10 protein-coding genes and 1 pseudogene are annotated in these 13,269 nt (G+C 75.2%); 1 reads left to right on the forward strand and 10 read right to left on the reverse strand.

Annotation, left to right across the window (positions count from 1 at the left end; all coding sequences use genetic code 11):
• Positions 1-753: pseudogene (locus ACFCY1_RS35620) on the reverse strand (phosphoesterase); the annotation flags it as partial.
• Positions 754-988: 235 nt separating this feature from the next.
• Here ACFCY1_RS35620 and ACFCY1_RS35625 point away from each other — a divergent pair.
• Positions 989-1,909 carry a polysaccharide deacetylase family protein gene (locus ACFCY1_RS35625; RefSeq protein WP_375877237.1) on the forward strand — a complete coding sequence of 307 codons (921 nt, stop codon included), beginning with the start codon at positions 989-991 and terminating at the stop codon, positions 1,907-1,909.
• A 31-nt stretch (positions 1,910-1,940) separates the two neighbouring features.
• Here ACFCY1_RS35625 and ACFCY1_RS35630 read toward each other — a convergent pair whose 3' ends face one another.
• From ACFCY1_RS35630 to ACFCY1_RS35670, 9 genes are all read right to left on the reverse strand, one after another.
• Positions 1,941-2,324, reverse strand: a complete 384-nt coding sequence (locus ACFCY1_RS35630) for a barstar family protein (RefSeq protein ID WP_375877238.1) — start codon at positions 2,322-2,324, stop codon at positions 1,941-1,943.
• A 64-nt stretch (positions 2,325-2,388) separates the two neighbouring features.
• Positions 2,389-3,042: a 4'-phosphopantetheinyl transferase gene (locus ACFCY1_RS35635; protein WP_074005241.1), complete on the reverse strand. Its 654-nt coding sequence runs from the start codon at positions 3,040-3,042 to the stop codon at positions 2,389-2,391.
• 184 nt (positions 3,043-3,226) lie between these two features.
• Positions 3,227-5,644 carry an arylsulfatase gene (locus ACFCY1_RS35640; protein ID WP_375877239.1) on the reverse strand — a complete coding sequence of 806 codons (2,418 nt, stop codon included), beginning with the start codon at positions 5,642-5,644 and terminating at the stop codon, positions 3,227-3,229.
• Positions 5,645-5,693: 49 nt separating this feature from the next.
• Positions 5,694-7,304, reverse strand: coding sequence for an ABC transporter ATP-binding protein (locus ACFCY1_RS35645; protein ID WP_375877240.1), 1,611 nt, complete (start codon positions 7,302-7,304; stop codon positions 5,694-5,696).
• Positions 7,301-8,149 (reverse strand): ABC transporter permease, encoded by an 849-nt coding sequence (locus ACFCY1_RS35650; protein WP_375877241.1) that lies wholly within the window; start codon positions 8,147-8,149, stop codon positions 7,301-7,303. Before ACFCY1_RS35650 ends, ACFCY1_RS35645 begins: the two co-directional genes overlap by 4 nt.
• Before the next feature lie 4 nt (positions 8,150-8,153).
• The gene (locus ACFCY1_RS35655) at positions 8,154-9,098 is read right to left on the reverse strand and encodes an ABC transporter permease (RefSeq protein WP_049655646.1); all 945 of its coding nucleotides are present in this window, start codon (positions 9,096-9,098) and stop codon (positions 8,154-8,156) included.
• A 20-nt stretch (positions 9,099-9,118) separates the two neighbouring features.
• Positions 9,119-10,705: an ABC transporter substrate-binding protein gene (locus ACFCY1_RS35660; RefSeq protein WP_375877242.1), complete on the reverse strand. Its 1,587-nt coding sequence runs from the start codon at positions 10,703-10,705 to the stop codon at positions 9,119-9,121.
• A 78-nt stretch (positions 10,706-10,783) separates the two neighbouring features.
• Positions 10,784-12,022, reverse strand: coding sequence for an ROK family protein (locus ACFCY1_RS35665; RefSeq protein WP_375877243.1), 1,239 nt, complete (start codon positions 12,020-12,022; stop codon positions 10,784-10,786).
• 38 nt (positions 12,023-12,060) lie between these two features.
• Positions 12,061-13,062 carry a TauD/TfdA dioxygenase family protein gene (locus tag ACFCY1_RS35670; RefSeq protein ID WP_375877244.1) on the reverse strand — a complete coding sequence of 334 codons (1,002 nt, stop codon included), beginning with the start codon at positions 13,060-13,062 and terminating at the stop codon, positions 12,061-12,063.
• Positions 13,063-13,269: the final 207 nt, after the last annotated feature.

Here is a 13,269-nt window from a genome sequence, read left to right on the forward strand (position 1 = left end):
GTCCAGGCCGGCCGCGCGGGCCCCGGCGGCCACCTCCTCCGGCTTGCGCCGCCCGTCGGAGTGGACGGTGTGCAGGTGGCAGTCGCCCCGGTACCAGGCGCGGCCGCGGCCGCGGGCCCGCTCCGCCGGGTAGTGCGGGGTGAACCGCGGCCCGGGGGCGCCGAAGCGGAGGGTGACCTCGACGTGGTACTCCAGGCCCTGCGGGGCGACCTGGTAGGGGCCGAGGACCACGTGCCAGGTGCCGGGGTTGACCGGGCCGGGGAGGTAGCCGGGGGTCGCGGCGGCGCGGGAGAGGCTGAACTCGGTGCGGAAGCCGCCGGACCAGCCGCGGAAGCCGGGGCCGCCGAGGTCGGTGCCGCGCTCGTCGAAGATGCCGATGTCGCAGGAGTTGCCGGGGGTGCCGGCCGGGACGGGCGGCTTGTCGTAGCCGTAGGAGACGGCGATCTCGCGGACGCCCTCGGGGACCTCGACCGGGAGGTAGACGAAGTCGGGGGAGCCGGTGGGCAGGTGGCCGGTGAGGGTGAGGGTGCGGTCGGGGGGTGTGGCGCCTGGGGCGGCGGCGGGGCCGTCGGAGGGGGCGGCGTCCGCCCGGCCGGTGGTGGCGGCGAGGCCGAGCGCGGTGGCGGCGCCGGTGGCGAGGCCGGTGCGGAGCAGGTCGCGGCGGGCGGGCTGCGGAGTCGGCGGGTGGGTCGGCTGGTCGGCCGGTTGGTCGGCGGGTCGGTTCGGGCGCGGGGTGCTGGGCTCGGTCGGCATCGAGGTCTCCGGATCGGGGCGGGCGGGTCGCTCGCGGGCTTACCCGGGCGGGTGAACCGGGGGTGAGTCGTGGCCCACGGCGGCGGGGCGGGTCGGTGAAGAGGCGCCGGGCGGGGGCGGGGGCGAGTTGCGGGGAGTGACGAATGGTCGGTTCATAGTCATGTCATCGGTTTACATGCCATCGGGTTATATGAGGCATGGCTTGTGCGAGACATGGCGCGGATGGGAGACGGGCGTGTCGGTGAGTCGGCGGGCGCTGCTCATGGGGGTGGCCGGAGGAGCGCTGGCGGGGTGCCGGAGCAGGGCGGCGGGCACCGATCCGGCCTCGCCCTCGGCCTCGGCGCCACCGTCCACCGAACCGTCCACCGAACCGCTCGCGACGCCGTCCGGCGGGCCCACCGAGGCCGTCGCGCCGACACCCGCGCCGGACCCCGCGAAGCAGCCCCCGCACCCGGCGACCCGGGCCGAGGTGGTCGAGCGGTACGGCGCGCTGGCCCCGGCCGAGTGGGGGCTGGACGTGTCCGGGGTGATCACCGAGCTGCCGGAGGGCGAGAGCGCCATGGCGCTCACCTTCGACGCCTGCGGCGGCCCCGGCGGCAGCGGCTACGACGCCGACCTGATCGACGCCCTGCGGGCGCACGGGGTGCCGGCCACGCTCTTCCTGAACGCCCGCTGGATCGACGCCAACCCGGACGAGTTCGAGCAGCTCGCCGCCGACCCGCTGTTCGAGATCGGCAACCACGGCACCGTCCACCGTCCGCTCTCGGTGACCGGCCGCTCCGCCTACGGCATCGCGGGCACGCGCGGCGTCGGTGAGGTGTACGACGAGGTGGCGGGCAACGCCGAGAAGCTCACCGGGCTGCTCGGGCACCCGCCCCGGTTCTTCCGCTCCGGCACCGCGCACTACGACGACGTCGCCACCCGGGTGGTCGCCGACCTGGGCCAGCGGGTGGCCGGATTCACCGTCAACGGGGACGACGGGGCGACGCTCCGGTCCGCCGAGGTGCGGCGGGAGGTCGCCTCCGCCCCGCCCGGCGCGATCGTGATCGGGCACATGAACCGCCCGGGCGGCGGCACCGCCCCCGGGGTGGCGGCGGCGGTGCCGGGGCTGCTGGCGGCGGGGCGGCGCTTCGTCCGGCTCTCGGACGTGCTGTAGCGGAACGTCCGGAGCCGGGGCCCCGGGGCGGTCAGGCCAGGCGCAGGCCGCCCGGGTGCTCCTCCTCGATGATCCGGACCAGCCAGTCGAAGACCGTCGCCCCCCTGCCCGCCCGGGCGGCGTCCAGCTGGGCGGTGATCCGCGCGCGGTTGGTCGGGTGGGCGCGCGCCAGCCGCAGCTCCAGCTGCCGGACCGTCTCCGGGTAGCCGAGGTTGCGGCGGGAGACCTCGTGGTGGCGCCACTCGATGACCCAGTCGCCGTCCTCGGGGGTGCCGTAGCCGCCGCGCAGGCAGTCGGCGAAGGCGTCGAGGTTGCGGCCGAAGTAGCCGTCCACGCCGATGGTCCGCCCGACCACGTCCCAGAAGTCCTCCAGGGTCTTGATCTCGTCGCCGTCGATCACATAGGTCACCGTCACGGGGTCGAGGATATGCCGCCCCGGTCGAGGGCCGGTTGGTGACGGCCCGGGGCCTGGTCGCCGGTCAGGGGGCGACGGCGATCGCGGTGGCGAGCAGCCCGTCCCGGACCGCCCAGCGGCCGTCGAAGCCGTCGAGCCGCCGGCCGTTGACCACCGGGCCCGGGACGAGCAGCCGGGCGGTGAAGGTGCCGTCGGGGGAGAGGTCCAGCTCGGCCTCCTCGAAGTCCAGGAAGACCTGCGTCAGCGGGAACCAGGCCTTGTACACCGACTCCTTGGCGCTGAACAGGATGCGGTCCCACGGGACGTCCGGGTGCTCGGCGGCCAGCTTGGCGAGCCGCTGCTGCTCGACCGGCAGCGCGACGGCCTCCTGGACGCCCTCCGGCAGCGGCAGCGCGGGCTCGGCGTCGATGCCGACGGAGGCGAGGGTGCCGGCCCGGGCCACGGCCGCCGCGCGGAAGCCGTCGCAGTGGGTGAGGCTGCCGACCACGCCGTCCGGCCAGCTCGGCGCGCCGCGCAGGCCCGGGACGAGCGGGCGGTACGGGACGCCGAGCCGGGCGAGGGCCGCCCGGGCGCAGTGCCGGACGGTGGTGAACTCGCGGCGCCGCTTGTCGACGGCCCGGGCGACGGCGGGCTCCTCCTCGGGCTCCAGCCGGGCCTCCGGCGGGTCCTCGTAGGCCACCTCGGTCACCACGACGTCCGGCAGCAGGTCCCCGATCATCCGTTCCCCCCTCGGTCGGCCGCGCGGCCGGGCTGCCGCGCGGGACGAGGGTAACCCGGGTGGGGGGATCTTGGCGGGTGATCGGGGATCATGGCCGACCGGCCCGGCCCGACTGGCGCGGACCGGCCGGTCCGAGTCCGGTCCGGGTCCGGTCTGGGCCCGGTCCGGCCCGGCTTGGGCCCGGCTACTCGAAGGCGGCCGCCGCCTCGCGCAGCGCCCGGGCCACCGTCCCCGGGTCGTACGGCGCGGGCTCGCCGGGCCGGTAGGTGACGGAGTGCAGGGCGCCGGTGTAGCGGAAGGAGCGGTGCCGCTCGTACAGCGGCCAGGAGACCGGGGACTTGCGGTCGATGCCGACGCTGATGCCCTGGAACGGGGCCATGCCGATCAGCTGGTGGACCGGGCCGAGCAGGGCGGGCTCCGCCCCGGCCGCGGCGCCGTCCCCGGTGTCGCCCACCGGCAGGCCGTCCACCGGCAGGCCGTCCACGAGCAGCCGGAACTCCCATCTGAGGTCGGCGACGGCGGTGACCTCCAGGGTGATCAGCCGGGCGCCGGCCGGCAGCGGTCCTCCGTCGGCCTCCAGCAGGTCGCCGTACTGGTTGTAGGCGAGGCGCAGCCGGCCCTCCTCGACGTAGAGGCTGTAGCCGCCGCCCTGGTCGCCGTGCGAGACCAGGACGCCCTGGTCGCCCGGCCGGTAGCCGTCGAGCGCGGCCTCGACGGTGAAGGAGCGGAAGGCGATCAGCCGGGAGGAGCGGTAGCGCTCCAGTTCGGGGGTGCCGGCCAGCAGGGTGACCGGGCGGCGCAGCCGCTCGGCCTCGGGGCCGCGCAGGGCGAGGGCGCCGCTGCCGTCGGCGAGCGGGAAGACCCCGTCGCGCCAGGCGGCGGCCTCCCAGGCGGCGGACAACTCCTTGACGAGGTCGGGGTGTTCGGCGGCGAGGTCGTGGATCTCGGTGGGGTCGGTGCGCAGGTCGTACAGCGCCCACTCGCCGTCGTCGTACGGGGTGCCCGGGCGGTGCAGGGTGACCAGCTTCCAGCCGTCGCGGTAGTAGCTGCGGTTGCCGGTCATCTCGCAGTACTGCTCGTGGTGGGTGCCGGGCGCGGCGCCGTCGCGCAGCACTGAGGTGAAGCCGGTGCCGTCGAGCTCCTGGACGGGGTGGCCCAGGCGCTCCGACGGCCTTTCCACGCCCGCGAGTTCGAGCAGGGTGGGCAGGATGTCGGTGACGTACTGGTACTGGGTGCGGACGCCGGTGTCGCCCTCGGCGCGGGGCAGGCCGGCCGGCCAGGAGAGCACGAAGGGGACGCGGACGCCGCCCGCGTAGGTCTGGCCCTTGTAGAGGCGGAAGGGGGTGTTGGAGGCCATGCCCCAGCCGCGCGGGTAGTGCACCAGGCTCCGCGGGCCGCCGATCAGGTCGATCTCGCGCCGGACGTCCGGGTTCCAGTCCGCCGGCAGGTTCGGGTGGTGGACGAAGCGGCTGAAGTAGCTGCGGGTGCCCTCGGCGCCGCCCTCGCCGGTGCCGCCGTTGTCGCTGGTGAACACGATGATGGTGTTGTCGAGTTCGCCGAGGGCGGCCAGGGTGTCGGTGAGCCGGCCGAGGTTCTGGTCGACGTTGTCGACCATCGCCGCGTACACCTCCATGTAGCGGGCGCACAACGTCTGCTGGACGTCGGTGAGTTCGTCCCACGGGCCGACCTCGTACCCGGCCTCGGAGTTGCGCTCGGGCAGCTCGGTGCCGGGCGGGAAGTGTCCGGCGGCCAGCTGGCGGGCGAAGCGGGTGCGGCGCAGCTCGTCCCAGCCGCCGTCGTAGCGGCCGCGGTGGCGGGCGAGGTCCTCGGGCTTGGCCTGGAGCGGGCCGTGCACGGCGTTGTGGGCGAGGTAGAGGAAGAACGGCTTGTCGGCGTCGTGGGCGCGCAGCGAGGTGACCATCTTGACGGCCTGGTCGGTGATGTCGTCGGTGTAGTAGTAGCCGTCGGGGAACTCGTCGATGTCCAGCGGGCTGTTGTCGCGGACGAGTTGGTGCGGGTGGAAGAGGCTGGTCAGGCCCTCCAGGACGCCGTAGTACTGGTCGAAGCCCTTCTGGAGCGGCCAGTTGGCGCGGTCGTCGGCGGCGTTGGAGGCGGAGTCCCGGGTGAGGTGCCACTTGCCGACCGCGTAGGTGGCGTAGCCGGCGTCGTGCAGCAGTTCGGCCAGGGTGGGGATGTCCCCGGCGACCTCCATGCCGTAGCCGGGGAAGCCCGGGTCGGCGTTGGCGACGAAGGAGTAGCCGACCCGGTGCGGGTTGAGGCCGGTGAGCAGGGCCGCCCGGGCGGGGGAGCAGAGCGGCATGGTGTGGTAGTTGGCGAGCCGGACGCCGGTGGCGGCGAGGCGGTCCAGGGTGGGGGTGGGGATCTCGGCGCCGAACGGGCCGATGTCGCTGTAGCCCATGTCGTCGATCAGCACGACGACGATGTTGGGCGCGCCCTCGCGCGGGCGGACCCGCCGCGGCCAGGCGGGGACGGACTCGGCGAAGGTGCGGCCGACGGTGCCGGGGAAGCCCGCGTACGGGTCGCGGCGGTGCGGGTCGGGCTGCGGCGTCGGCCGGAGGTGCGGGTCGGACGGGGTGCTCATGCGGTGCTCCGGGGTGGCTCGGGCGGGTGGCGGCTCAGTGGGCGCCGGCTCAGCGGCTGGCGGTCGGAGCGGGCTCCAGGCCCGGCACGGCGGCCAACAGCTCGGCGGTGTAGGGGTGTTCGGGCGCGGTGACGACCCGGTCGGCCGGGCCGGTCTCGACGATCCGGCCGCGGTGCATCACCGCGATCCGGTGGCTGACCCGGCGGACCACCGCCAGGTCGTGGGCGATGAACAGGACGGCCAGGCCGAGTTCGCGCTGGAGCCGGGCGAGCAGCTCGATCACCTGGGCCTGCACCGAGACGTCCAGCGCGGAGACCGGCTCGTCGCAGACCAGCACGCTCGGTTCGGGCGCCAGGGCCCGGGCGATGCCGATGCGTTGGCGCTGGCCGCCGGAGAAGGCGCGCGGGTGGCGGTCGGCCACGGCCGGGTCCAGCCCGACCTGCTCCAGCAGTTCGGCGACCCGGGCGGCGCGCTGCTCCCGGTCGCCGAGGCGGTGGGCGATCAGCGGCTCGGCGATGATCTGCCCGGCGGTCATCCGGGGGTTGAGCGAGGAGTACGGGTCCTGGAAGACGAGTTGGACCTCGCGGTGCGGCCCGCCGCGCCGTGCCCCGCGGCCGAGTTCCTCGCCGCGGAAGCGGATGCTGCCGCCGGACGGCGGGTGCGCCTGGACCAGCGCCCGGGCCAGGGTGGACTTGCCGGAGCCGGACTCCCCGACCAGGCCCAGCGTCTCGCCGGGGTGCAGGTCGAGGTCGACGCCGTGCAGCGCGGTGACGGCGCGCCGCCGGGAGCCGTACGTCTTGGTCAGGCCGCGGACGGTGAGCAGCGGCCGGGTGCCCGGGGTGCTGTTGGCGGCCGCCCGGGAGGGCTCCTCCAGGCGCGGTACGGCGGCCAAAAGCTCGCGGGTGTAGGGGTGTTCGGGCCGGGCGAGGACCTCGGCGGTGGCGCCGCTTTCGACCACCCGGCCGTGCCGCATGACCAGCAGTCGGCGGCAGGTCCGGGCGATCACCCCGAGGTCGTGGCTGATCACCACCAGGGCGGTGCCGGTCTCCCGGTTGATCCGGGTCAGCAGCCGCAGGATCTGCTGCTGGACGGTGGGGTCGAGGGCGGTGGTCGGCTCGTCGGCGACCAGCACCTCGGCGTCGTGGGCGAGCGCGAGGGCGATCATGATGCGCTGGCGCTGGCCGCCGGAGAACCGGTGCGGGTGGTCGCGCAGCCGGCCGGCGGCGTCGGGGATGCCGACCAGGTCGAGCAACTCGGCGGCCCGGGCCTGCCGTTCGGCCTTCCGCCGGGTGCCGCCGTGGGCGCGCAGTGCCTCGTCCAGCTGGCGGCCGACGGTGAGCACGGGGTTGAGCGAGGACATCGGGTCCTGGAAGACCATGGCGATCCGCCGCCCGCGCAGGGCGCGCAGCGCGGTCTCGGGGAGGGCGGCGAGGTCCTGCCCGGCGAGGTGGACCGAGCCGGCGGTGATCCGGCCGCCGGGCGGCAGCATCCGCAGCAGGGCCAGCGCGGTGGTGGACTTGCCGGAGCCGGACTCGCCGACGATACCCAGGGTGTCGCCCGCTCCGAGGTCGAAGGAGACGCCGTCGACGGCCGTGGTGCCCTGGGAGTCGGAATCGCCGAACCGTACGGTGAGGTCGGTGACGCGGAGCACGGTGGTCATCGGCGGATCCCCCGGTTCAGGGCCTCGGCGATCAGCGTGAAGCCGAGCACCAGCGCGGTGGTGGCGGCCAGCGGGGCGGCCGCGAAGGTCGGGTGGGTGGCCAGGTAGGCGACGGACTGGCTGAGGATGCTGCCCAGGGTGGGCTCCGGCGGGCGGACCCCGAGGCCGAGGAAGCTCATCGCGCCCTCGATGAACACGCCGAGCGAGAGCGCCACGGCGGTCTGGACGATCAGCGGGTCGACGGCGTTGGGCAGTACGTGCCGCAGCAGCACCCGGGCCCGGGAGGCGCCGCCGACCCGGGCCGCCAGGGCGTACTCGCGCTCCCGCTGGACGAGGATGCCGGCCCGCAACTGCCGTCCGTAGCCGGGGATCTCGGCCAGCGCGATGACGATCACCACCGGCCAGCGGCCCGGGCCGAGGACGGCGGTGACGGCCAGCGCGAGGATGAGCCCGGGGAAGGCGAGCAGCAGGTCGAAGGCGCGCTGGACGGCGAGGTCGGACCACCGGGAGGTGGCCGCGAGCAGGGCGGCGGAGCAGCCGAGCAGGGCGCCGACCGGGACGGCGGTGACGATCAGCGCGAGGTCGGTGCCGATGCCGTGCAGCACCCGGCTGTACAGGTCGCGGCCGAGGTCGTCGGTGCCGAAGGGGTGCGCGGCGCCGGGGCCGGCCAGGGCGAGCGCGCTCTGGGCGTTCGGGTCGGTGCCGGTGAGCAGCGGTGCGAGCAGTCCGGCCAGGGCGACGGCGCCGACCAGGGCGAGGCCGGTCAGGCCGCGCGGGCTGAGCAGGGCGGCGCGGTAACGGCCGCGCGGTGCGGCGGACTTGAGGGGAAGGGCGGCGGTGGTCATCGGGTCACTCCCAGCGGATCCGGGGGTCGAGCCAGGTGTAGGCCAGGTCGGTGAGCAGTTGGACGGCCACGTAGACCGCGACCACGAGCAGCAGCAGGTCCTGCACCAGCGGGTAGTCCCGGCGCAGCACGCCCTGCTCGATCAGCTGGCCGAGGCCCGGCCAGGCGAAGATCCGTTCCACCAGGACGGCCCCGGCGACGAGGTGGCCGGTCTGGAGGCCGAGGACGGTGACGGCGGAGGGCAGCGCGTTGGGCAGGGCGTGCCGCCAGACGATCCGCCGCCGGGAGACGCCGAGCGCGGTCGCGGTGCGGACGTAGTCCTCGGCGAGGGCGCGTTCGATGCCGTCCTTGAGGTAGCGGGCCAGCACGGCGGCGCTGGGCAGGGCCAGGCAGAGGGCGGGCATCGCCAGGTACTGCACGGCCAGGTCCGGTTCGGCGAGCAGGGACTCGTGCCCGCCGGCCGGGAGCAGTTCGAAGGAGACGGCGAACAGCAGGACCAGCAGCACGCCGGTGACGAACGGCGGGACCGCCAGCACACCGGTGGTGACCGCCTGGACGGCGGCGGCGACCGGGCCGCGCCTGGTGGTGGCACCGACCACGCCCAGCGGCAGGGCGATCAGCACCACCAGCAGCAGGGCGCCGAGGGTGAGTTGGACGGTGGCGCCGAGGCCGTTGCCGATCAGGTCGGAGACCTGGCCGCCGATCGCGTAGCTCGGCCCGAGGTCGCCGCTCAGCAGGTGGCCGAGCCAGCTGACGTACTGGCCGAACAGCGGCTGGTCGAGCCCGAGTCGACCGCGGATGGCGGCGACGGTGGCGGGGGAGGCGTCCGGCCCGGCGAGCGTGGTGGCCGGGTCGCCGGGGATCAGCCGGAGGATGAGGAAGACCAGGAAGGAGGCGAGGGCGAGGACGAGCAGTCCGCTGGGGAGGCGTTTCAGGAGGAAGGTGCGCATGGGGTTCCGGGCCGTCCTGCTCAGGCCGTGAGGTAGGCGTCGTCGAGGTTGAGGTAGCCGAACTTGTTGAGCGTGACGCCCCGGGCCCGGCGGCCCGCGACCTCGACCAGTCCGGCGATGGCGAGGTCGATCACGAACTCCTCGTCCAGCAGCACGTCGGTGATCTGCTGGTGGAGGGCCCTGGCCTCGGGGCTGTCGCTGTCGCTGCGGTTCCAGGCCCGCTGCACCACGTCGGTGTAGGCGGGGGAGGCGAAGCGGGAGCTGTTCCTGGCCTCGTTGAAGGGGTAGGCGCTCACCGCGAGGGTGGCGGGCTGGAGTTGGGCGAAGCCGTGGCTGAGCGTCCACAGGGCGGGCATGGACTGGGAGATCAGCTGTTTCTGCATGGTCGGGGAGTCGGCGGGCTGGAGCACCGTCTCGATGCCGACCTGCCGGAGGTCGTACTGGAGGATCTGCGCGATGGCCGTCGGCCCGGCCTCGTTGGAGTGGGCGAAGGGCAGGGTGATGTGCTCGGCGCCCGCCTCCCGGAGCAGTGCCCGGGCCCGTTCCGGGTCGTGCCGGTAGTGGGTGGCGCCGGCCTCGGTGTAGGCCGGGGAGGACTTGGGCCAGGGCACCGAGGAGACGGTGCCGTAGCCGCCGAGGGCCTGCTGGACGAGCCGGTCGCGGTCGACCGCCCAGGCGATGGCCTGGCGGACGCGCTTGTCCCGGACGTGCTCGGCGGTGACGTCCACGCCGATGTAGTGGGCGCCGGAGCCGGTGTCGTACTGCCTGATCCGGAACCGCGGGTCGTCGACCAGGGTCGCGGCGTCCTTGCCGCGGACGTTGTAGGACAGGTGGGTCTGGCCGGTCCTGAGCGAGGACAGCAGCGACTCCGCCTGCGGGATGATCCGGATCTCCACGCCGTCGAGGTGGGGGCGGCCGGGGTTCCAGTACTGCTCGTTGCGGGCGAAGGAGAGCGAGGAGCCGGGCTTGCGCCCGGTGAGGGCGAACGGGCCGGTGCCGATCAGCCGGGTGCCGGTGACGGCGTCCTCGATGCTCTCCCGGTCCGGGACGATCATGAACTCGAAGAGGTCGAAGAGGTTGCTCACCGGGTGGGCGAGCACCAGGGTCAGCTCGAAGTCGCCGTTCTTGCGGAAGTCGGTGACGGCGGCGGCGGTGGACCTCAACTGGGCGGAGCGGGCCGGGTTCTGGAGGTTCCGGACGGCGAAGACGACGTCGTCGGCGGTGAACCGGCGGCCGCTGTGGAACAGCACGTCCTCGCGCAGCTCGAGGGTCACGTTCAGGCCGTCCGGCGAGACCTCCCAGGCGGTGGCGAGCTCGGGCTGCGGCCGGAGCCGGTCGTCGTACCGGGTGAGGGTGTTGAAGGCGAGGCGCTGGACGAGGGTGTTGGCGCTCACGGCGAAGAGCAGGCTCGGGGTGATGTCGATGCCGGTCGCGACGGTCAGCACGCCGCCCCGGCGCGGGGAGTCGGCGTCCACGGCACCGGCCGCGTTCCGGGCGTGCTCGACGGCCGAGCGGCAGCCCGCGAGCGTCAGCAGTCCGGCTCCGGCGAGGCCCGCGCGCAGCAGGGCGCGGCGGCTCGGGGCTGGGGGACGGGGGAGCGCGGTCATGGCGGTCCTTCGGGGGCGGCTGCGGGTGATCGGGGCGGTTTCGCGGGGTCGGGGGCGGTTTTCGCGGGATCGGGGCGGTTACGGGCGGCGGGTGGCGCGGGGTGCGGTGAGCGCGTGGACCGGCCGGGCGTACAGCTCGCCGAGCACCGGCGCTCCGGCGGCCACGGCGAGCACGTCCCGGCCGCGCGGCTGGGCGATCAGCAGGCCGGCGTCCCGGTGCAGGTGCGAGCGGAGCGCGAACTCGGCCCGGACGACGTCGAGATGGGCCGGGTCGAGGAGGGCGAAGGTCTCGGTCAGCACCACCAGGTCGGGGTTGACCACGTCGGCGAGCAGGGCGAGCGCGCGGCCGACGATCCTGGCCCGGTTGCGGACCAGCCGGCCGGCCGTCGGGTCGCCGCGCCGGACGGCGGCGATCAGCTGGGCCCGGTCCGGTGCGGCGGTGACCCCCTCGGCGGCGGCCGCCGCGAACAGCGCGGTGTCCGAGGCGGCCACCGAGAGACAGCCGAGCCGCCCGCAGTGGCAGCGCTCCCGGCTGTCCGCGTCCGGGTCGGTGACCGTCCCGGAGACCGGGAGGTGGCCGAGGTCGCCGGTGGCCGAGGGCGGGCCCAGGTGGACGGTGCCCGCGACCGCCAGCGCCGCGTCCACCACGTGGCCGACGAACAGCTGCACCATGCTGCGGCGGGCCGCCGGGTGGCCGAAGAGGATCTCCGCCAGGGTGAGCGCCCGGGCGTGGTTGTCCACCTGGACGGGCAGTCCGGTGGCGGCCGTCAGCTGCTCGCGCAGCGGCAGGTCCCGCCACCGCAGCGGATCGTGCCGGACGACCACCCCGGCCGCCGGGTCGACGGAGCCGCCGGTGACGGCGCCGAGGCCGACCACCGTACGGTCGCCGCGCAGGGTGTCGATCAGCCGGGGCAGCCGGGCCAGCAGCGGCCGCAGCAGGTCCGGGCCGGTCCGGCCGCGGTGCGGGACCTCCTTGCGCCGCAGCACCCGGCCGCGCAGGTCGAGCAGCGCGACGGTGGTGAACGGCAGGCCGATGTGCAGCCCGGCCACGGCGAGGCGGTCCGGGTCGAGGTCGAGCGGCAGCTGGGGGCGGCCCAGGGTGCCGGTGCCGGCGGCCGCCAACTCGGGCCGCTCGTGCAGGAGTCCGAGCCGGACCAGGTCCACCGCCTGCCGGGAGACGGCCGAGGCGCTGAGCCCGGTGAGCGCGGCGACCCGGCTGCGGGCGATCGGCCCGTGGTCGAGCACCGTGCGCAGGACGGCGGAGGCGTTGGCGTCCCGGCGGTCGTCGCCGGCGCGCGGGGCGGTGGACGTGGTCATCGGCGCGGATCTTCTGCCGTGGTCCCTCGCGGCCCCGGTCAGTTGGCCGCTTCGAGCTCCTCGGCGGGCACCAGGCCCGGCACCCGCGGCGGGTCGGCGGGCTCCAGCAGCCGGCTCGGGGTGCCGTCCACGCCGACCGGCAGGTCGCCGTCCAGGGTGATCCGGCGCACCAGGCGCGGCTCGTCGCCGTAGTCGGCGACCGCGTAGTGCTGGGTGGCGCGGTTGTCCCAGATCGCCACGTCGCCGACCTGCCAGTCCCAGCGGACGGTGTTCTCCAGGCGCTCCACGTAGCGCTGGAAGAGGTCGATCAGGGCCTTGCTGTCGTCGCCCGAGACGCCCTGGACGCGCTGGGCGAAGGCGCCCAGCAGCAGGGTCCTCTCACCGGTCACCGGGTGGACCCGGACCACCGGGTGCTCGGTCCTGAAGGCGGTGGAGACGAACACGTCCCGGAACAGCCTGGCGACCTCGGCGTTGTCCGCCAGCTCGGGGCGCAGGGCGAGCCGGGCGGCGTAGTCGTAGTCGTTGGTGTGGACGGCGCGCAGGCTCTCGGCGAGCGTCTTCAGCGGGGCGGGCAGGTCCCGGTAGGCGGCCGCGGTGTTGGCCCAGACGGTGCTGCCGCCGGCCGGCGGGACCTCCAGGGAGCGCAGGATCGAGGCCTTGGGGTAGGACGGGACGAAGGTGACGTCGGTGTGCCAGTTGTTGGCGCGCACGCCCTTGGTGGCGTCCAGCTCGAAGATGTAGCGGCCGTCCGCGCTGGGCACGGTGGGGTGGCCGACCGGCTGCCCGAGCAGCCGGGCGAAGGCCTCCTGCCCGGCGTCGTCCAGGTGCTGCTGGCCGCGGAAGAAGAGCACCTTGTGCTCGTACAGGGCGGCCTCCAGGGCGGCGACGGTCCCGGCGGGGAGGTCGCCGCCGAGGCGTATGTCGTGCACGAGCGCGCCGATCCGGCCGGCGACGGGAGTGAGGCGGAGCGCGGTCGGGGCGGTGGCGTCGGCGGTGGTCGGTTCGGCGGGGGAGGCGGGCGAGGCGGGGGCGGTGGTCATGGCGGGGCCCTTTCGGGACGGGTGCGGTGACGGCGGATACGGCTACGCAGCGTGACGGATGGCGGGCGCGCGGAGCGGCGTCAGGCGGCGGTGGGCGTACGGCTCCGCACAGCGGGCAGCGGGCGTACGGGGGCGCGACGGTCCGCTTCGGCGGACGTCAGCGGGCGAGGGTGCCGCGACAACAGCGGCGCGGGCAGCGGCGGGGGG

Source organism: Kitasatospora sp. NPDC056273, assembly GCF_042268845.1.
Classification (GTDB): Bacteria; Actinomycetota; Actinomycetes; order Streptomycetales; family Streptomycetaceae; genus Kitasatospora.